Genomic DNA, 19,345 nt, shown 5'->3' with positions numbered 1-19,345 from the left:
GCACTGAGGACACCGAGACGGAGTACTGCGTCCGCATCACGCTGACCCTGGACGAGCAGCCCCCCGTAGTCTTCCCGGGGGCCGAGGACCGGCCGCCCCCCGACCCGGGGATGTTCGCGTTCTACCTCTCCCACGCGACCTTCAGCAAGGGCTCTTGCCACTGACCTGGTGATCCTTCTGAAGCCCCTGCTGCGGGCGATGGCGTGCAAACCGTCGATGTAGCCGCCGGCCGCTGGGGGCCGGCGGCGGCCCGATTAACGCACCCACGGCGATAGCCGCAGGCCAGTCGCCGGAACGTTGAGCCGCACGGGCGATGAATTGTCATACCGGACAAGGAGATCAACTGTCCGCCAGCAAGGATCTGACCTGTCCGCTCACCCGGATGTCCCACTGTCCGTGGACACCGAGTACCGGCAATGGGTGACCACAGCGGATCCGCTACCAAGATGCCCTCGTGTCGGCGCGTGCCACTTGGCTTTCAAGGGGCGAGCAGGGGGCCGAAAGTCTGTCGGCCGACGCGCTCGGCGGTCGGCTGGTCGACTACCTGGCCGGGGATGTCGGGGTGCTGGCTTGTCCAGGCGCGGGCGTTCGTGGCGTCGGTGAAGAAGTTCAGCGCGTCGCAGCAGGCCGAGGCGGCGGGCCCGCCTCCGGGACGCTGCCCGACGAAGACCACCGCGGTGGCCGGTTCCCACCACATCGTGCCGGTGGACGAGGTGACGGTGATGGGGTCGCCGCTGACCGGGTCGGCGGAGGAGATCACCGCGTCCTGGCCGAGCATGGCCGGGATGCCCAGGGCGTCGATGGCGCACATCGACCAGACCTCTACACCGCTTTCCAGGCGGACCCTGTGGCGGGTGGGGGCAGCGGAGAACGGGTAGGCGGCGCGGATGTTCCCGGTCTCGTCCCGGGTGAGGAAGTCCTCGTCGGCTAGCTCGGTAATCACCTCCGTAGCGTTCCTCCCGGCCCCGGCCGCCAGCGGCTGAAGCATCTGCGCGTCGGGAGCAGCTCCCGTGGCGGCGAAGTGGCGCAGGATCTGCTGGTGCACCGCGCGCAGGCCGTTCTCGGCAGGCGCGCGGCGCCCGCGGCCGGCCCGGCCGACCACGTCCAGCGGCTGCGGTGTGCAGCAGTCCGAAGCCCCTGCATTACGGGCCTGCGGGGTCGCCCCGGCGAGGGCCTGACGAAGGGCGGACTCGTCCGGCACGCCCGACACGGTGCCATCGGCGTCCCTGTAGAGGCGGCACGAGAGGCTCGGCACCGCCCCGGGCGGCGCGAACGGGTCGGTGCTGTCGATCAGGATCGTCGGCGACCCGTACATGCCCAACCGGGCGGCCTCGGCCTCGTCAGTCACCTCAACAAGCTCCACCTGAGCCTGTCGTCCATCCAGAGCGGCGGTCACCGTCTCCAGCGCGGGCTGCGCGTTCGGGCAATCCGCCACCGTCAGCACCGTGATTCGCATCTGTCCTGTCCTCCTAGACCGTCGTCCGCCTTCCGAACCGACGGTAGACCTTCCAGTGCACTGGAAGGTCAAGGGCTAGCCTGGAGACATGCGCATCGGTGACCTCGCAGCCCGCACCGGGCTGACGACCAAGACCATTCGCTTCTACGAGAGCAGCGGCCTGTTGCCCTCACCACCACGCACCCCGGGCGGCTACCGGGACTACGCCGATGACACGGCGACCCGACTCGCGTTCATCCGCGACGCCCAGCGCGCCGGTCTTACCCTCGCCGAGATCCGCTCGATCCTCGCCCTTCGAGACGACGGCCACGCACCCTGCACCCACGTCACCGACCTCATCCACGAGCACCTGAACGACATCGACCGACGTATGGCCGAGCTCGCCGCCACTCGCGAAGCACTCCGCGACGTCGCAGCCCGCGCAGCAACCACCGACCCAGCCACCTGCGGCGCGGACGACATCTGCACGATCCTCAAGCCCGCACGGCCGTAGGCCGCTGTCCAAACTCGTGAACATTAGCGCCAGGGCCCAGGGGCCAACCGCCTCCGAAACTGACGTCGAAGTGCTGTCCGTTCTCATGAACGGAGCCACCCAGGCTGCCGACGAGGTCGGCCCCGGACCGGCTCTTGTTCAGCGGCGCAATCAAGCGGGGAAGGTGAGCGACCCTGGGGAATTTCACGAATCCTCATCAACGACCTCTGCTGACGCCGGGCGCCATGGGCTGCAGGACGCCGTGCCCTCGGGTTGTCCTGAGCTGCCGAAGGTGACAGAGCTCAGACAAAACCTCCGGAGTGCGGAGGCAGACGACGGTTTACCCCAGCCGCAGGATGTTACGGATCCCGCTCAGTTCGTGGCAGCAATGCGGCAGTTACGTCTATGGGCGGATCTGAGCTACCGGCAGCTGGAGCGCCGGGCCAACGCCGCGGGAGACGTGCTGCCACGCACCACGCTCGCCGGCGTCCTGAACCGGCCGGAGCTACCCAGAGAGGAACTTCTGGCTTCCTACGTCCGGGCCTGCGGCGGTGACGAGGACATGGTCGGTGCGTGGGTGAAAGCCCGCCGGCGCCTGGCCGTCGAGCCCGAGAATCCCTCCGCCGTCGTGCCTGTCAGGTCGACGGCGGCAGGTGCGCTGACTTCCGCGACCAGCTCGGGCACGACGAGGGTCAGTTCGAGGGCCTCACGGCTGCCCCAGGTGGCGGTGAACCGCACGCCGGTCCATGGGTGGTCGGGTCCGGCCTCGGTGAGGTGGTCGGCAAGCCGGCGGGCGGCATCCGGTTTCAGCGGCGTGGTCCGGCCGACCGCGCGCAGCCGGCCGTCTGTGTCGTACCGGCCGAGGACAAGCAGCTGCGGACGGCGCAGAGTTCCGGTGAGTCCGCCGTTGATCGCTTCGGAGGTCTCGCGGCGGCACTGGTGGAGTGTCGGTATTCGAGGGTTGCAGTATTCGCCCGCAGAGCGAGCAGAGTCCCGTCTCGCTCAAAGTGACGCATGACCAAGATCTGACCTGCGGTGCCTGGCTACGTTGATCTCTAGGAACAGCATTTCTTGATGGGTTCCGGAGTCAGTTGGTGATCATCCGGTGTGGGAATGTCAAGCAGAAATGACGGCGTTGCCGTGGGGCGGCGAGAAAAAGGGAAGGCGGAAGCCAACTGGCCGTTGGCAGGATGTCCCCGCTCAACATCCGATGGGAAAGGACCCGACAACCGTGGCTCGTGCCATCACTTTGATCCGCTCCGCCTCCCTGTCCGACGTCGCCGAGTACGCCTACGCGGCCACTGCGCCCGCCGAGTCACGCCTGATCTTCCTCGCTGGGGCGTGTCCGCTGAACGATGACGGCTCCACAGCAGCGATCGGGGATTACGCGGGCCAGGCAGCGAAAGCCATGGAGAACATGCAGGCCGCGCTCTCTGCCTCAGGGGCGTCACTGCAGGACGTCATCAGTACCCGGGTCCTCGTCGCATCGGCCCGGCAGGAGGACCTGGTGGCTGCCTGGCAGGTAGTCCGGGACTTGTTCGCTGACCATGACGTCCCCAGCACCTTGATGGGCGTCACCGTGCTCGGCTACAAGGACCAACTCGTCGAGATCGAGGCCGTCGCCGCCGTGCTCGATTCTTGAGACCTTCTCCAAAGGACACCGCGAACGTGGGACGGCCAGCCGTCCGCCAGGACGGCTGACCGTCGAGGAACGTAGGCTGCGGTCAGCCGGCCTTGGCGGGCTGCTCAGCTCGTGCTCGGGTACTGGCGAGGCGGTAGGAGTCGGTGCCGGTTTCGATGATGGTGCCGTTGAACGTGAGGCGGTCGACGATGGCCGCGCAGAGGCGGGGGTCGGTGAAAGTCTTGGTCCAGCCATCTGGGGCTGGCACATGTTCCTTTTCGCGGATCGCCGCTGCCACCGGTCCGTATCCATCTCCTGCTGTCCTCGTTGGTCTTCATGGTGGTGCCCGGATTCTCCAGGTGCTGCCTTGATCGGTCAGGTGCGAGGAAGGTGTGCCGGTGACATCCCGATTGAGGGTGGTCCAAGGTGGTGCCGTCCTACTGGAGCCGGTGACCGCCGATCCGTGGGAGTTTCAGGCCGACTGCGTTGAGGCGTTCGTTGCCTCATGGCGGGCCCGTGGGTTCAGCCCGGTGACGGTAGAGAACGACATCGGACTGCTGGAACGGACGCTCACCGCGCTGGGCCGGCCCGCGTGGGAGGTCACTCCTGAAGACATCGAGCGTGTCGTCGGCGACCTGGCACTTGCCGGGCGGGCGGCATCGACCCGCCGCGAGTATGTGCAGATCTTCAAGGGCTTCCACCGGTTCCTGCAGGCCCGCAAGGCCGTCGAGATTGAAGCGGGGTTCGGCGTCCGCTTGGTCTGCCCAGTGGACGAGTTCAACGCCGCGCGGCATGTCGGGGGCGACTCCCTGGCCCAGCTGCCGCCGCCGACCCCGGAGCGGGTGGCGGGGCGCTTGACGCAGCCGGTCTCCGTCCTCGGCGGACCGACCGCACCGCGAAATGGGCGGCCAGTGCAGCTGCCGCCAGCAGCAGCGGATACAGCAAGCCCGTCACCCATGAGGTGACACTGCTGTCGATCTCTTCCTGCGTCCAGCCGGTGATGTCGAGCAACAGGCCGTCCAGCGGCCCGCCGACCAGTTCGGCACAGCACTGGCCCGGAACCGGGCCCCTCCCGGCCCTGACACGCCAGCCTGGGGCTGCTCCTGGGTGTGCGGTGATGAGCCTTGCGGACGGGGACGCTACTCACACTTGTCGCGACATGCAATATCGCATTGAAGTTTTTCTGAACCAGCGTCAGCCATCCTGTGCAAGTAGACGATCGAGCCCGGGTCGTGCGAGGCGTTCCCGGTGGGGCCGTCCCGCCTCGGCCACTCGGTGCCGCCCGATCGTTTCACGTCGTTGACCTGCGGAGACTCGACATCATCCGGGCCGACACGATCGGGATCGGGATGGGGGGCCAGGTCTGCACGGGAGTGAAAGCGCAACGGCCAAGCCGGTCACAGCTATTGACAGCGCTTTGCCGTGAAGTACTCAATATGCAACACAGGTCAACTTCTTCCAACATGACGCGCAGCGGATGGAGCCGCCGGCAGCCGCCGGGAGCGCTCCGCCCGGCACGTTCCACACCCCACGGCTGGGCGGTTGAGGTCGACCGTCGCAGGAACGAGGAGCGCCCCCACTCGAAAGGATCGATCACGCATGCGTCGATTAGCTTGTGCACTATCCGCCGTACTGGCAACGGTCGGCACCGCGACAGCCCTGCCCGCTTCACCCGCGGCGGCGGGGTCGGTGGCAGGGCCCTACGTGCTCGAAGTCGAGAACATGTCGCTGACCAACTTCGCGACGGAGACCGTGGACCACACCTGGAACGGCAGGTCGGTCGACAACGTCACCTACGCCCGAGGCGCGTCGGGACAGACGAGCACCGCCAGGACGACCTTCAACGGCGCCGACGGGACGTACGACCTCATCACGCGCTACAACGGCAAGACCGCGAACGGAGTGACGTACAAGCTCTCCGTGAACTCCACCCAGGTGGATTCCTGGTCGACGTCCCTGCGCTACGGCCGTGACTACACCGACCCGGTGGACATCGACACCCGGACGTCGAGCAAGGTCACGCTCAAGGCCGGTGACGTCATCGAGCTGACGGCCACCTCTGCCGGCGAGGTGCCGCGCGTCGACAGGATCACGATCCAGGCCCACGTCGGTCCGCCGACCAGCACACTCACCATCAACTCGCCGAACACGACGCTGAACGACGGCTTCGACTGGGGCAAGAACCGGGCCCTTGGCATGACCTTCTACCCGGGCAGCCCGATGATGGGGCACGAACCGGAGTGGTGGCGCCTCAAGGACTCCACCCACACCTCGGTGACCCCCGGCTACTGGGGTGCGTACACCAACCGGGAGTCCTTCTACAACCGGGACATCTCCCACCAGTCCGACGGCGCGCACGCGCTCGGCCTGGATACCGAGACCTTCAACATGCTGAGGACCTTCGCCGACGACGCCGACGATCCGGGCCAGAACGGCTGGCCGCTGTGGGCACACAGTTCGTACGGCGCCATGTACTACATCGACGGCACCGGGTTCCGGGAGTTGCCGTCACCGTTCAACGTGATGGCCAAGGCGTACAAGCAGTACCAGTGGACGGGCAATTCGGACTGGATCAACGATCCGACCCTCTCCGCGTACTACGACTCGACGATGGGGCAGTTCCTGACCAACCACGAGGTGGTGTGGAACGACGCGAACCCGTCCAGTGAGCAGCCGGTCTCGAAGAAGCAGCCCGGGGAGTACACGGCAACGTACTTCGAGTTCCCGAACGAGAACCTGGTCTCGGCGGCCGACTCGCTCGGGTACCAGTACCAGTCGATGCTGGCCTACTCGGAGATCCTGAAGACGAAGGGCGACACCGCCAACAGCTCGAAGTGGGCCGACCGGGCCCAGCGGGTGCGCGACGACTTCGAGTCGAAGTGGTGGGACGCGTCGAACAACCGGTACTTCCGCGGCAAGGACGCGGCCGGCACGGGCTACAGCAGCTGGGGCCACGAGGCCAGTTTCCTGATGATGCTGACCGGGCTGGGCGACCACGGCGCCAGGACCGACAGCTACCTGGACTTCATCGCCGCCAACGACGACAACCTGAACGTCGAGGCGACCTCCTACCTGCCGGAGATGTACTACCAGTACAACCGGTCCGCGGAGGGCTGGGCCTGGCTCAAGAAGCTCATGACCGGCCGCGACAGCTACCCGGAGATCTCGTTCCTCGCGGTCAGCAGCGTCATCGACGGCATGATGGGTGTTCAGCCGGACGCCCCGCACGACAAGGTGGCCACCGTCCCCCGGCTGACCTCCGAGACGCCGTGGGTGGAGATCGACCACCTCAAGGTCGGTGACAACGACCTCAAGCTCAAGCACACCGGTACGACGGCCTCCACCCTGACCAACAACTCCGGCGGCACCATTACCTGGGAGGCCCAGTTCTACGGAACCCCCTCCACGATCACCGTGAACGGTGTCGCGCAGACGCCGCGGACCAAGTCGCTCTACGGCAAGACGGTCTCCTACGTGACCGTCCCAGTGGCCGTCGGCGCGTCCGTGACCGCGAGCGCCGGCACCACGGTCGGCGACACCACGGCCCCCAGCGTGCCGACCGGCCTGACGGCGGGCAACGTGACCTCGAACAGCGTGGACCTGAAGTGGACGGCCTCGACCGACGACGTCGGTGTGACCGGCTACCAGATCTACCGGGGCACCACGCTGGTCGGCTCGTCCGCGGGCACGAGCTTCACCGCCACGGGGCTTTCGGCCTCGACGCCGTACTCGTTCACCGTCAAGGCGGTGGACGCCGCCCAGAACGCCTCCGGCGCCAGCACCGCCGTCTCCGTCACCACCGCCGCGAGCGGGAACGGGCAGACGGTCGATCTGAGTGATCTCACCTGGAGCGACGCCCAAAGCGACTTCGGCACCCTGCGCAAGGACCGTAGCGTCGACGGGAACCCGATCAGGCTGAACGGCACGGCGTACGCCAAGGGCATCGGCACGCACGCCAACAGCACCGTCACGTACACCCTGAATGGCGCCTACTCGCGGTTCCATTCGGACGTGGGCGTCGATGACGAGGTCAGCGCGAACTCGACCGTCAGGTTCGAAGTCTGGGGCGACGGAACCAAGTTGTACGAGACCCCGGAGGTGATGACGTCGGCGAGCCCGACCCGGTCCGTCGACGTCAGCATCAAGGGCGTGAAGTCCCTGGTCCTGAAGGTCACCGACGCGGGCGACGGCATCAACAGCGACCACGCCGACTGGGCGGGCGCCAAGCTGCTGCCGTAACGCCCGACCCCTGTCGACCAGAAGAACCACAACCTGGCCTCGCCGTTTCACCTGGGTATGGCGGCTGGTGCGGCGAAAACGCGAAAGTGCCTTCCTGACCTGGGACGATGAACCTTGCTGAGGGGTTCTGTCGGTCCAGGCGGAGGGCACTTTCAAGGTGCAGAGTACCGGGTTGCGTCCCAGGGCCATGTCAGTGCCGATGGTTCGGGGTAGTCGGTCATGCCGGGGCACGGTTGCTGGCCGATCCTGCTGATGCCAGGGGGCTGACTGCCGCGTACTCCGCGCTCAGGTCGCTTCGGCGGCGCGGGCCCGGGCGTGATCCGGGACGGCTCGCCACCGATCTGGCGCTGATGCCAGCCAACGGCGGCGAGACCATCGCGGATCTGGCCGTACTGCGGGACCAGGCAGGGTTGTTCGGCCCCGTCGCCTCGACACCAACGGCCTGGCGTAATCGGTCCATGAACGGATCACTGAGTCGGGCGCGAAGGTCGTCTTCGGTTCGGCGGGAGCCAGACTCGCCGGCGAAGGCCTGTTTCTCACCCCAGACACCCATGCGCTCGTCGGTGCCCAGATCGTCCAGGCGTACGAGGTCACAGCCCCTGAACTGCGACCTCGTCACCTCAAGCGCCGCTGCAGTACTGATTCATGACACTCCTTCGTCACGAGACTTGCACAGTGACCTTCTGTCCGGGGGCGACGGACACCTTTGCGTAGGTGCAGGTCTTTCCGTTGACGGTCTTCGTCCTGACTGCTTGAGGGACGCCGTTGACCTTGATCGTCGAATGGCTGCCGGGGAAGCGGGCCTCCCACTTGTAGCGCGCCGAACCCGAGGCGTTGGTCAGGGTCGACTTGGTGGCACCGTCATGACGCAGAGTGAAGGTGTTGCCGCCGATCCTGATGTCCTTGATCTGCAGCCAGCCCATTCCGGCGGGCATGCGGGACTGGGTGCTCAGGGCGCGCCCCGGGGCGTTGGGCTGCACGCCCATGAGGCCCTCGACGGTCTGGCTCAGCAGGGTGTAAGAGACTTCAGGATAGTCGCCGTTGGGGCCTTGCTTGGACACCGGGTGCTGGTCGTTCCGCTTGTCGTAGACGTACTGCATCCACTTCCAGGCCGTGTCGTTGTGCTCGTAGGCGAAGAAGGTGTCCGGCAGGTAGCTGATCGCCTCGATGTTGGACGGCTTGCCGCTGCCGCTCGCCTGCTCGTCGACGTAGTCCAGGTAGGCGTCGGCGCGCGCCCCCGGATTCATGATCTGCTTCATGGGCATGAACCAGCTGTTCTCCTTGCCCCAGCCGGTGAGCGCCTTGCCGTCGGTGGTGTAGCCGCGGACCATGTCGGCCCCTGAGCCGGAGCCGCTCCAGGTGTCGTTGAAGTACGCCTTGAGGCTGTCGGCCTTCTGCCGGAACTTCTTGGACAGGGTTTTGTCGCCCTTGGCGGCGGCCAGGTCGGACATCGCCCGGTAGGCCTGGTACTGGGATCCGATGGAGTCCCCGGACTCGGCCAGGTGCTCCTCTCCGACCTCGTTGTAGCTGGCGGCGCCCGCGAAGATGCCGTTGCCGGTGCCTTCGGCGACGCCGTTCGGCTTGTTGGCGTCGTGGAGTTCGACGAAGTCCTTGGTCGCGTGCTTGTAGAAATCCCAGAGCGTGCCGTCGTTGACGTAGGCGCTGTCGCCACTCCAGCGGTAGGCGTGCTTGGCCTTCTCCACCAGTTCGAACGTGGCCGGGACCTCTCGGACGAAGGAGCTTGGGCTCCGGTAGTCGATCGAGAGGTATGTCTTGTTGTCGAAGTTGATGGCCCATACGGGGTAGTACTTGTGCTCGGGCGTCGCGGAGCCGGCGAAGGCGCGCAGCATGGCCTTGTTCGCGTCGTTCAGTCCGAGGATGGAGGCACCGGCGAGCTGGTGGGCCATATCGCGTGAGTAGTAGGCGCTGCGATGCGCATACCCGGCCCAGTAGGACGGACCGTAGGTCCCGGTTCCGGTGCCGGACAGGTGGTTCTCGTCGACATTCAGCGGACCGGTCGCGCCGGGCATCTGGACCCAGCTGTTGGCCTTGCGCTTCGACCACTTGAACATCTCGACGATCTTCGGATCGGAAGACGAAATCTCCGGGTCGACCGGGGCCGCGGGAGAGACCATGACGTCGTCGGCGTTGATCCAATTGCTGCCGGATTCGAAGGCGAGCTCCAGGTTGTCGCCGTTCTTCAGAGACACCCGGCTGATCGTGTACCGGGCGTAGCCGGACCGGCTGGGCAGATCCACCGCACCGGCCTGCGCGCCGTTCACCCGGGCGACGAACCTTGCCCCCGTGCCGCCGGTGGCGATCCAGGCGGAGAAATCGTATGTGCCGTCACCGGACGCCGTGGTGGTCTGCGCCACCTTGTTACCGCTTCCGGCATCCAGGTACGCGAGCTTTGAGCCACCGTGCGGTGCGTTGGTGGCGACTCCGGTGCCGGAAGTGAACGTCCAGCCCGTGGTGCCGTCCTCGAATCCGAGATTGCTGAGGGTCAGCGCTGAGGTGGCTGCGATGGCCGGACTGCCCAGGGTCAGTGGTGTGAGCGGGGCGAGTGTGGCGAGTGTGGCTACGACTGCCAGGCGGACAGGACGGCGATGCCTCATGGCGTACTCCAGTGCGGGGCTCGAATGAGTGGCCGAAAGCTAGCAGCGGCGCTCGACGGGTTGCAAGAGTCCTGCAATCCTGCGATGCAGAATCGATCAGAAAGTTTTCAATCAACCATTGCAAGTGAGTCTGACTGGTTGCTAACTTCCCTGCAGTCGACCCGGAGTTCGGTCGATGTCCGAGCCGCATGTAGGGGTGGTCATCTCATGGACATGAGTCGTCGCAGAGTTCTTGGAGTGGGCGGCGCGCTTGCCGCAGGAGCGGGCCTCGGCGGCCTGACCGCCTGCTCCGGCACCGGCAGCACAGGCGCTCTGGGAGGCGGTGCTGGTGACGCCACCAAGGGCTCGATCACGGTGTGGAGCTGGCAGGGCCCGGCGGCGGAAATGCGGGCACTGGTTCCGGCGTTCAACAAGAAGTACCCGGACATCAAGGTGACCGTGCAGGACATCGGGAACCCGGCGATCTGGGACAAGATCACCACGGGCATGGCAGCCGGAGGGGCGGGCCTCGCGGACGTACTGCACATAGGCGTCGACTACCTGCCCGGATACGTGGACCGCTTCCCGGGCCAGCTCGCCGATCTCGGCAAGCTGGGAGCCCACAAGTACCGGGACGCCTTCGCGAAGGGCCTGTGGGAGACGGTCTCGCCCAAGGGCGAACAGGTGAACGCGCTTCCGTGGGAGGCGAACTCGGCCGGGTTCTACTACCGTGCCGATGTCTTCGAGGAAGCCGGTGTCGATGTCGGAGCGCTCGACACCTGGGACGATGCGATCGAGGCCGGCAAGAAGATCAAGAAGAAGACGGGCAAGTACCTTCTGGGGATCGACAAGCCCGCCTCGCAGCCGGACTCGGCGAACTTCTTCCAGCTGCTGCTCCAGCTCCAGGGCGGCTTCTATTTCAACACCGACGGCGACATCACCCTCGATTCCGCCGAGGCCGTACGTGCCATGTCGCTCATCAAGAAGATGAACGACGCCGGGCTCGTCAGCGACATCTCCGGCGGCTGGAACGCGCTGATCAGCTCGATCAAGAAGGGAACGGCGGCGGTCCTGCCGTGGCCGACCTGGTTCGGCGGCATCATCGAGGAGACGGTCCCCGACCAGGCGGGCAAGTGGGGTGTGCGTCTGCCCCCGTCCGTACGCCGCGGCGGGACCACCGCCGCCACCGTGAACTCCACGCACCTGGCCGTTGCCGGTACCAGCAAGCACCAGGCCGCCGCCTGGAACTTCGTGGAGTTCGTGCTGACGCGGCCCGAGTCGCAGGTCAAGATCTACCGGGGCAAGGGGATCGCCCCGGCCCTGTTGAAGGCGTACGACGATCCGGTCTTCCATGAGCCGTCGAAGTTCTTCGGCGGTCAGAAGAAGGGTGAGATTTTCCTCGGTGCCCTCAAGGCGCCCTCGCCGGCGTTCAACTACACCTCCGACTATGCCCGAGCGCTCAAGGTGGTCACCGACGCCCAGACGAAGGTGCTGCTCAAGGGCGCAGACCCGGCCAAGGTGCTGCATGCGGCGGCGGAACAGCTCGCTTCCCAGACCGGACGCAAGGTCGCCCGATGAGCGTTGTCACTTCCCCGACCCGTACGGTGCGAACGACGGGTGTGCGCGACTCCCGACCACCGCGCTTGAGCGCCCGCCGTCTCGCGCCGTACGCCTTCGTCCTGCCCGCCGTGCTGCTGTTCGCCGCCTTCAAGCTCTACCCGATCGGCTGGTCGTTCATTCTCAGCCTCCACAAGACGGTCGACGGCGTCGACACCTTCGTCGGAGCGGACAACTACAAGCGGCTACTGGACGACCCGCTGTTCTGGACGGCACTGAAGAACACGGCAGTCATCCTGGCGGTCCAGGTGCCGATCATGCTGGCGCTTGCCACCGGCCTGGCCGTCGCGTTCAACTCGGCATTCCTGCGGGCACGCTCGGTGTTCCGGCTGGGATTCTTCATGCCGATGGTCACCGGCCTCGTGGCGTACGGTGTCATCTTCTCCGTCCTGCTCAACGAGAAGTACGGGCTGGTCAACTGGTTGCTGTCGCTGGTCGGAATCGGCGAAGTGCCGTGGCTGACTGATCCGCTGTGGGCAAAGATCTCCCTCGGTCTGGCACTGACCTGGCACTACACCGGTTACAACGCGGTGATTCTGCTGGCCCGTCTGCAGACCATTCCCACGGAGCTGTACGACGCCGCCTCGGTCGACGGGGCCGGAGCCTGGCAGTCCTTCCGTCACGTGACGCTTCCGGGACTGCGTCCGGCGATCCTCCTCGCCACGGTGCTCTCCACCATCGGCACCCTGCAGATCTTCGACGAGCCGTACATCCTCACCCGCGGCGGCCCCGACAACGCGACGCTGACCATCGGCGTGTACCTGTACCAGAACGCCTTCACGTACTTCGACTTCGGCTACGCGTCGGCCATCGCCTACGTCCTCGCGGTGCTGATCGGAGTCCTCGGCCTGATCCAGTTCCGGGTCCTGGGAGACAAATCATGACGACCCCCGCACGTGGCGCCGCCCGCGCACCACGCACCGGCCTGCACCGCCCAGGCCGCGGCATCCTGCTGACCTCGGGGCTGGCCATCGTGCTCGCCGGCGTGCTCCTTCCCTTCTACTGGCTCGTCATCGCCAGCACCCGCAGCACTGACGAGATCTTCGACTCCACGCCGCCACTGCTTCCCGGCGGAGACCTCGGCAAGAACCTCTCCAGCCTGCAGGAGACCGCATCCTTCGGGCAGGTCGTGCTCAACTCACTGCTCATCGCGGTCATTTACACAGTCTGTGCAGGAGCCGTCTGCACCCTGGCCGGCTACGCCTTCACCAAGTACCGCTTCAAGGGCCGTGACGCACTCTTCGGCATGCTGATGCTGGGGCTGGTCATCCCGACTCAGGTCACACTGGTTCCACTGTTCAAGATGATGGCCGAGCTGCACTGGCTCAACACGTATCAGGCAGTGATCATGCCCAATCTGGCGCTGCCGTTCGGTATCTTCCTCATGCGCCAGTCGATGGCTGCGCTGCCCGACGAACTGCTCGACTCCGGCCGCATGGACGGCTGCGGCGAACTGCGTCTGTTCCTGCGGGTCGTCCTGCCGCCGATGAGGCCCGCCCTGGCAGCACTGGGCATCTTCCTGTTCCTCTACCAGTGGAACGACTTCATCTGGCCCCTGATCGTGCTGCGCGACGATGCCTCGCTCACCATTCCCGTCGCACTCGCCTCGTTGCAGGGCGTCGACGACACCGACTACGGGGCCATCCTCACCGGAACGGCCGTCGCCGCCATTCCCATGATCATCGTCTTCCTCTCCCTTCAACGCCACTTCGTCTCCGGCCTGCTCGCCGGTGCTGTCAAGGAGTGATCGTGAGCACCCTGTCCACCGAGGCCGTCACCACTGCGGAACTGGCGCCCGCCACCTTCGAGCCACTGCTCGACACCGTGGAGATCGCCGTCCTGGCCCCGGGCGCCGACCCCGCCTGGACACTGTCCGAAGTGCCCGGCGGCCTGAGAATGCTGCGTGTCGAAGCCCCCGGCTCACCGGTGGAGATCCGGCTCTCCGCCCCGCTCGGCGATACGGCCGGCTACTGGCACCCGAAGGCAGGCTGGAGCCGGACCCTGGTCGCCGACTGGGAAGGCAGATCCAGGGTCAGCCTCATCGACGGCCTCGCCGCCGGCTGCCTCTACGACTACTCGGGCGCCACACTGCTCGCTTTCGCCGCAGCCGACCCCGTCGCAGAGGCCGCCCTGCGCTTCGGAGTGTCCGAGGAGAACGACACCCACGTCGTCCACCTCGAACTGCCGCCTTCCACCACACCGCACCGCATCCTCTTCGTACCGCGCAGCCCGTCGGTTGCCCGGGCCATGCGCCTGCTGCGCGGCTGGTACGAAAAGCAGACCCCGGCTGCCATGCCAGTTCCCGAAGCGGCCCGACTGCCTCTGTACTGCACCTGGTACGCCTTCAACCAGCAGGTCGATGCGGCAGCCGTCGAGCAGCAGGCCGCACTCGCCGCGGACATGGGCTTCGGCACGCTCATCCTGGACGACGGCTGGCAGCGTTTCGGCAGCGGCCGCGGATACGCGGGGGTGGGGGACTGGCTCCCCGACCCCGACAAATTCCCCTGCTTCGCCACTCACGTCGCCCGCGTACGCCAACTCGGACTGCGCTACATGGCCTGGGTCGCTCCTCTGCTCCTGGGCCCCCGGGCCGACTGCTACGAGCAGTGGGCTTCCTACGCCCCGGCCCTCGCCAAGGTTCCCGGTGCTCACGTCCTCGACCCCCGCAGCCCCGAAGTCCGATCCCATGTCGTCCGCCTGTGCGTGCGTCTGGTGCGCGACTACGGTCTCGACGGACTCAAGGTCGACTTCCTCGACGAAGCCATGGCCTACGCAGGCGACGGCAGGGGCGATGTCGGACAGGCACTCACACTCCTGCTCACCGAACTGCGCACCGCGTTGCTCGCCGAGCGGTCCGATCTGCTACTGGAACTGCGTCAGCCCTACGTCGGTCCGGGCATGGCCGCGTTCGGCAACATGCTCAGATCCTTCGACTGCCCGGCCGACTCCACGGCTAACCGCGTCCGCACGATCGACACCGCGCTGCTGGCCGTTGGCGGTGTCGTCCACTCCGACCCCTTGCTGTGGGACACCACGGCCCCTGCGGCAACCGCCGCACGGCAGCTCATCGGGGCACTTCACTCCGTTCCGCAGGTCTCCGTGCGCCTCGACGCACTCTCCGAGGACCACGCCGAAGCGGTCCGCTTCTGGCTGGCCCAGTGGCGCCGCCTGCGCCCCCAACTGCTCGACGGAACGGTCGAGCCCGGCCGCCCTGACGACCTCTACACCCTGGTGCAGGCCGGAGCAGACGGGGTGAACGTGGTGTCCGCGTTCAGCAACCGGACCGTACCGGTGCAGCCTGCGGTCCATCGCGAGACGGTCCTGATCAACGCGACTGCCGAGAACCGACTGGTGCTGGAGGTCCAGGACGAGGGAGCGCAGGTGGAGGCCGAAATCCGTGATCCCTCGGGCCGTATCATCGAGCAGACCCGGATCACGCTCACCCCCGGCCTGCACATCCTGCCAGTGCCGAACATGGGGCTGGCCTTGATCCGGAAAACCGCATGACCCTGACAGCGAAAAGGGGACGAATGAAGGTCGGCATCGTTGAGATCGCTGCCCGGGCGGGTGTGAGCGAAGCCACCGTCAGTCGGGTCATCAACCGGCGTCAAGGAGTGGCGACGAAGACCAGGGACGCCGTCGAAAAGGCCATGGCAGAACTCGGCTACGAAAGGCCCGTGGAGGGCCAACTGGTCACGGTGATCACCGAGCACGTCTCCAACCCCTTCTTCGCCGACGTCGCCGAACGCATCGAGGCGACACTGGCACCACACGGACTCAAGGCCGTGTTGTGCCCGGCGTTTCCCGGAGGGGTCCAGGAACGGGAGTTCATCGCCTCGATCATCGACAAGGGCATCGCGGCCGTCGTGTTCCTGTCCTCGTCCAACACCGTGGAGGGTGCCGACACCGAAACGTACGAGATGCTCCGCTCCCGACGCATCCCGTACATCGGTGTCAACGGGGGGTTCGCCGACAACGTTCCCGCGCCCGTCTTCTCCACCGACGACGCGTTGGCAGCCGAACTGGCAGTGGACCATCTCCACCGTCTCGGTCACCGCGCCATCGGCATGGCATCCGGGCCAGCCGGCAACCACCCGGCCGACCGGCGTGTGCGGGGCTTCCTCGACGCCATGGCCAAACGGGGCAGCCAGGACGCCGAGCGCTGGGTGATAAGGCAGTCCTACACCGTCGAAGGCGGTCAGGCAGCCGCGCACACCCTGCTAAAGCTCGGTGCCACCGCCATAGTCGCAGCCAGCGACTACATGGCCCTCGGCGCGATCCGCGGCATCCGCCGACAGGGATTCTCGGTCCCCGGGGATGTCTCCGTCGTGGGCTACGACGGCTCCATGATCACGGAGTTCGTCGATCCGCCCCTGACCACCGTGAGGCAGCCGGCCGATCGGCTCGCCCTCGAAGTCGGCCGCAGCATCCTGTCGCTCGTCAGCAACCGCGAAGTACCGACGGGAGAACTCTTCTTCGACCCCGAACTGGTGATCCGCTCCACAACGGGGCCCGCGCCGCACAAGTAACTTGGGTGCGGCTCGGGTCAGGTTGGTTGATGTCGAGTGGAAGGTGTTCTGGTAAGCGATCGGGGATCGCTGGCCGACCCGGGAACGCCGACGTCGGGAGTGGGTCCAGGCTGAGGGTCGTCGGGTCCGAGGATGGGACGCGGTGCTCCTCGATGACCGCTCGCGGTGTGGGGTTGCCCTCCGTGCCCAGCCCGAGGGCTGAGCACAGACACGTGAGCTGGTCGGGTGTTGCGTCCAGCTTGCCGCGCGGGTCCAGGGCTACCCTCCGTCACCCCTGGGGGACGGAAACCGGGAGCCCGCGGTGAATCGCCGAGAAGTCGAGGATCGGGCTGGCGATGACGTCCGCCAGATCGCTGGTCGGTAGCATGCCCACGATGAACTCCTCCGCATGCCCAGAGGCCATGGTGACGACCTGTCCGCTGCTCTGGATGAAGAAGTTGACCAGCTCTCGCTCCTCGGCCGCGGCGAAATGGATCTCCTTGTCGGGACAGCCGGCCTTCAGCGCTGTCACCGCCTGAAGCACCTCCTCCTGCGAGATGGCCATCTCCTCCACGAGGTGTCGGGCCGATCGGCGTCCCCACCACTGGAAGAGCACCCACTGCTTGACCGACTCGTGGCTGAAGATCTTCTCCGCGATCGCGGGCAGATCGTCGACGTTCTGCTTCGAGACCACGGTGTGGACGCGGACCGCGTGGAATCCCGCGTCGTCGCACAGCCGTAGCGATCTTTGGAAGCGGGAGACGAGATCCGGGTCGTTGCTTCTCCTGAACGCCCTTTGCACTTCCGGGGTGCTGCCGTCGAGAGGCAGTCGGATCGAATCCAGCGCCCTCTTCAGCCGGCCGACCTTCACCGCGTCCAAGGTGTAGCCCGTCGTGTCGAGGGCGACTCGCAGCCCTGCCGCGCGCATGCGGTCGACAACGTCGAAGATCGGCGGCCACAGGAGCGGATCGCCGCCTGAGACGACGACGTCGGTGGTGCCGTGGGCGACCAGTTGGTCAATGATCTCGAAAGCCGTCTCGGCGCTGATCTGGTCCGCGGCGAACGGGTTGTAGCAGCCGCGGCACGCCATGGGGCAACGATTGTTGATCGACCAGTTGACCCGGTAGGCGACGGGACGGACGCCGGGTACCGGTCGCTCCATGCGGCAGATGATCGACGATGTCAGCACTCGCAGGCGTTCCGTTTCGCCTGCGCGGGCGATGGTTTCATCGGCAGCCGCTCGGTCCAGGAGCGCGTTCGCGCGGTACACCGCGGCTTCGTCGGCAGAGTTCTGAAGCAGACAGAACGCAAGCATGTAGGCACTGCGTCCATCCTGTGGATCTTGAGCCAGCGCCTGCTCCAGAAGCTTGACAAGGTCGCCAAGATATTGCCCGTTGAAGTTCTGCGGCTCCAGCCTTCGCTGGAAGAGATCCTCGGCGCTTCCAGACGGCAAGTGCCGAATGTAGTCAGCCCGGAGCGGATGCGGGGGGAGGATTTCCACGTGCTTCATGAACCGCCTCCGATCGACTCGGTGTCGAGCCATCCCGTCACCTGGTCCATGAGCTCGGCATAGGTGTGGCAATACTGGTCGCTGGAGCCACGATCTCGCACTCCTCGGTTCTGGGACGCGGACTGCGCCAGAGCCTCATGCACAGAGGAGGCGAAGGAAGACGGCTCGGCCGAGTCCGATACGAAGGTCAGGGGTCGACGCGCGAACACCTCGGTGAGGGCGGGGATCTCGTTGTAGACAACGGGAACGTCCGCCGGGAGAAGGGCGCAGTATTCGAGCGACAGGATGCTGCGCAGCTCCATCGCCGAAGGCATCAGGACGATGCGGACGTTCGGGGACTGGATCGCCTGGTGGACAAGTTGCGATTGGTAGGCGGTGACGGGCACGATCCGCCCGGGTCGCATCTCCTGGATAGCAGCAATCTTCGCGAACACCTCCTCGACGTAGGGAGATCCTCTATTCTCGGCAGGCGCGATGAACAACAGATCCGGAAGTCGGAAGTCAGTGTCCTGTACATACATGTCGAGGACGACGTCCGGACGCTTGTCAGAGTTCATCCGACCGCAGAAGAGGGCGAAGGGACGATCCGGGACAGCGGTCTCGTCCAACCCGGCCGTCGAGTACCTCGCCGCGTCCGGATAGATCTCGTTGTAGCACTTCACCAGGCGGTCGGGCGAAACTCCGTACGTCCCCCGAAGAAATCGGTCAACCGCACCCCCGACCGACACGACCCGATCTTGAGGACGGAATCCCGAGAGCGATTCCTGCTCGGCGGAACGTCGTTCCGGAAACGGCGTGGAGAAGAACTCCGACAACGTATGCGGAAACCAGAAGACAGCGAAGCGGTCCCCGTCTCTCGTCCGCCGGTCCAGTTCGGTCGGAAGCCAGCTGAGATGGTCCTCATGCGCCAGCACAGCCACTCGGTCGTAGTCCTCGCCGACACGTTCGATGCCGCTGACGAAGTCGCGGCAGATGCTCCGTCTGCGCTCAATGTCCTGAGGCGGTCCGTAGACATCGGCGAACCCGGTGAACTGATTGTCTCCGTTCCGAATCAAATCGACTCCGCCCGAGTGGGCCGCGGCAACCTCTTGTGCGCGATGGAGAAGGTCGCCGCGGAAATTCTCACTGGAGGCGGCGATGTCGGCGGCGACGATACGGAACGAGGCACGCCGGAGGACCTCGTATCGACGGGCCAGCGCCGGGAACGCCTCGACGAACTGATTGATCACGACGTGCGCGCCACCACCCTCGTAGGTGATTCCGCCGGGCGTCGCCAGGACGAGGCCGAGGCGGCCCGGTCGCGCGGGCGTTTCGAACAGGGCCATGCA

The 19,345-nt window shown here is 66.2% G+C and carries 14 protein-coding genes and 2 pseudogenes; 10 read left to right on the top strand and 6 right to left on the bottom strand.

What is annotated here, in order from left to right; translation table 11 throughout:
- Positions 1-478: 478 nt before the first annotated feature.
- Positions 479-1,456 (bottom strand): organomercurial lyase, encoded by a 978-nt coding sequence (gene merB, locus IEZ15_RS32330; protein ID WP_189280531.1) that lies wholly within the window; start codon positions 1,454-1,456, stop codon positions 479-481.
- Positions 1,457-1,544: 88 nt separating this feature from the next.
- Here merB and IEZ15_RS32325 point away from each other — a divergent pair, with 88 nt between their 5' ends.
- The gene (locus IEZ15_RS32325; protein WP_189280530.1) at positions 1,545-1,949 is read left to right on the top strand and encodes a heavy metal-responsive transcriptional regulator; all 405 of its coding nucleotides are present in this window, start codon (positions 1,545-1,547) and stop codon (positions 1,947-1,949) included.
- 510 nt (positions 1,950-2,459) lie between these two features.
- Here IEZ15_RS32325 and IEZ15_RS32320 read toward each other — a convergent pair.
- Positions 2,460-2,666, bottom strand: coding sequence for a hypothetical protein (locus IEZ15_RS32320; protein WP_189280529.1), 207 nt, complete (start codon positions 2,664-2,666; stop codon positions 2,460-2,462).
- A 493-nt stretch (positions 2,667-3,159) separates the two neighbouring features.
- Between IEZ15_RS32320 and IEZ15_RS32315 the strand changes: the two genes are divergently transcribed.
- Entirely contained in the window at positions 3,160-3,570 is a 411-nt protein-coding gene (locus IEZ15_RS32315) for a RidA family protein (RefSeq protein WP_189280528.1), read from the top strand.
- An 82-nt stretch (positions 3,571-3,652) separates the two neighbouring features.
- Here the strand turns inward: IEZ15_RS32315 and IEZ15_RS32310 are convergent.
- Positions 3,653-3,802: pseudogene (locus tag IEZ15_RS32310) on the bottom strand (ATP-binding protein); the annotation flags it as partial.
- A gap of 196 nt (positions 3,803-3,998) precedes the next feature.
- Here IEZ15_RS32310 and IEZ15_RS32305 point away from each other — a divergent pair.
- The 3 genes and pseudogenes from IEZ15_RS32305 to IEZ15_RS45330 form a co-directional block, all read left to right on the top strand.
- Positions 3,999-4,514 carry a site-specific integrase gene (locus IEZ15_RS32305; protein ID WP_229846241.1) on the top strand — a complete coding sequence of 172 codons (516 nt, stop codon included), beginning with the start codon at positions 3,999-4,001 and terminating at the stop codon, positions 4,512-4,514.
- A gap of 634 nt (positions 4,515-5,148) precedes the next feature.
- Entirely contained in the window at positions 5,149-7,788 is a 2,640-nt protein-coding gene (locus IEZ15_RS32300; RefSeq protein WP_189280527.1) for an NPCBM/NEW2 domain-containing protein, read from the top strand.
- A 187-nt stretch (positions 7,789-7,975) separates the two neighbouring features.
- A pseudogene (locus IEZ15_RS45330) lies at positions 7,976-8,247 on the top strand (hypothetical protein); the annotation flags it as partial.
- Positions 8,248-8,447: 200 nt separating this feature from the next.
- On the opposite strand, the gene IEZ15_RS32295 reads toward IEZ15_RS45330, so the two are convergent.
- Positions 8,448-10,403 (bottom strand): carbohydrate-binding protein, encoded by a 1,956-nt coding sequence (locus IEZ15_RS32295; protein WP_189280526.1) that lies wholly within the window; start codon positions 10,401-10,403, stop codon positions 8,448-8,450.
- Positions 10,404-10,616: 213 nt separating this feature from the next.
- Here IEZ15_RS32295 and IEZ15_RS32290 point away from each other — a divergent pair, with 213 nt between their 5' ends.
- The 5 genes from IEZ15_RS32290 to IEZ15_RS32270 are packed head-to-tail and all read left to right on the top strand — an operon-like array spanning position 10,617 to position 16,528.
- On the top strand, positions 10,617-11,960 hold the full coding sequence (locus IEZ15_RS32290; protein WP_229846240.1) for an extracellular solute-binding protein: 1,344 nt from the start codon (positions 10,617-10,619) through the stop codon (positions 11,958-11,960).
- The gene (locus IEZ15_RS32285) at positions 11,957-12,883 is read left to right on the top strand and encodes a carbohydrate ABC transporter permease (protein ID WP_189280524.1); all 927 of its coding nucleotides are present in this window, start codon (positions 11,957-11,959) and stop codon (positions 12,881-12,883) included. Before IEZ15_RS32290 ends, IEZ15_RS32285 begins: the two co-directional genes overlap by 4 nt.
- Positions 12,880-13,746 carry a carbohydrate ABC transporter permease gene (locus IEZ15_RS32280; protein WP_189280523.1) on the top strand — a complete coding sequence of 289 codons (867 nt, stop codon included), beginning with the start codon at positions 12,880-12,882 and terminating at the stop codon, positions 13,744-13,746. The genes IEZ15_RS32285 and IEZ15_RS32280 overlap by 4 nt, the downstream gene beginning before the upstream one ends.
- A gap of 2 nt (positions 13,747-13,748) precedes the next feature.
- The gene (locus tag IEZ15_RS32275; RefSeq protein WP_229846239.1) at positions 13,749-15,506 is read left to right on the top strand and encodes a glycoside hydrolase family 36 protein; all 1,758 of its coding nucleotides are present in this window, start codon (positions 13,749-13,751) and stop codon (positions 15,504-15,506) included.
- A gap of 23 nt (positions 15,507-15,529) precedes the next feature.
- Complete coding sequence (locus IEZ15_RS32270; RefSeq protein ID WP_189280521.1) at positions 15,530-16,528, top strand: LacI family DNA-binding transcriptional regulator; 999 nt, start codon at positions 15,530-15,532, stop codon at positions 16,526-16,528.
- Between the two features lie 268 nt (positions 16,529-16,796).
- Here the strand turns inward: IEZ15_RS32270 and IEZ15_RS32265 are convergent, their stop codons facing one another.
- Both IEZ15_RS32265 and IEZ15_RS32260 read right to left on the bottom strand, forming a co-directional pair.
- Positions 16,797-18,017, bottom strand: coding sequence for a radical SAM protein (locus IEZ15_RS32265; RefSeq protein ID WP_189280520.1), 1,221 nt, complete (start codon positions 18,015-18,017; stop codon positions 16,797-16,799).
- The gene (locus tag IEZ15_RS32260; RefSeq protein ID WP_189280519.1) at positions 18,014-19,342 is read right to left on the bottom strand and encodes a glycosyltransferase family protein; all 1,329 of its coding nucleotides are present in this window, start codon (positions 19,340-19,342) and stop codon (positions 18,014-18,016) included. Before IEZ15_RS32260 ends, IEZ15_RS32265 begins: the two co-directional genes overlap by 4 nt.
- Positions 19,343-19,345 lie beyond the last annotated feature (3 nt).

This window comes from Streptomyces atratus, from assembly GCF_014648655.1.
GTDB classification, from domain to species: domain Bacteria; phylum Actinomycetota; class Actinomycetes; order Streptomycetales; family Streptomycetaceae; genus Streptomyces; species Streptomyces atratus.
Note: the sequence above shows the minus strand (reverse complement) of the source record. Positions and strands in the feature narration are given on the sequence as shown.

Coding starts and splice junctions, on each gene's coding strand:
- IEZ15_RS32265 (WP_189280520.1), bottom strand. CDS start 18,017: ATGAAGCACGTGGAAATCCTCCCCCCGCATCCGCTCCGGGCTGACTAC.
- IEZ15_RS32300 (WP_189280527.1), top strand. CDS start 5,149: ATGCGTCGATTAGCTTGTGCACTATCCGCCGTACTGGCAACGGTCGGC.
- IEZ15_RS32285 (WP_189280524.1), top strand. CDS start 11,957: ATGAGCGTTGTCACTTCCCCGACCCGTACGGTGCGAACGACGGGTGTG.
- IEZ15_RS32270 (WP_189280521.1), top strand. CDS start 15,530: ATGAAGGTCGGCATCGTTGAGATCGCTGCCCGGGCGGGTGTGAGCGAA.
- IEZ15_RS32325 (WP_189280530.1), top strand. CDS start 1,545: ATGCGCATCGGTGACCTCGCAGCCCGCACCGGGCTGACGACCAAGACC.
- IEZ15_RS32295 (WP_189280526.1), bottom strand. CDS start 10,403: ATGAGGCATCGCCGTCCTGTCCGCCTGGCAGTCGTAGCCACACTCGCC.
- IEZ15_RS32260 (WP_189280519.1), bottom strand. CDS start 19,342: ATGGCCCTGTTCGAAACGCCCGCGCGACCGGGCCGCCTCGGCCTCGTC.
- IEZ15_RS32280 (WP_189280523.1), top strand. CDS start 12,880: ATGACGACCCCCGCACGTGGCGCCGCCCGCGCACCACGCACCGGCCTG.
- merB (WP_189280531.1), bottom strand. CDS start 1,456: ATGCGAATCACGGTGCTGACGGTGGCGGATTGCCCGAACGCGCAGCCC.
- IEZ15_RS32290 (WP_229846240.1), top strand. CDS start 10,617: ATGAGTCGTCGCAGAGTTCTTGGAGTGGGCGGCGCGCTTGCCGCAGGA.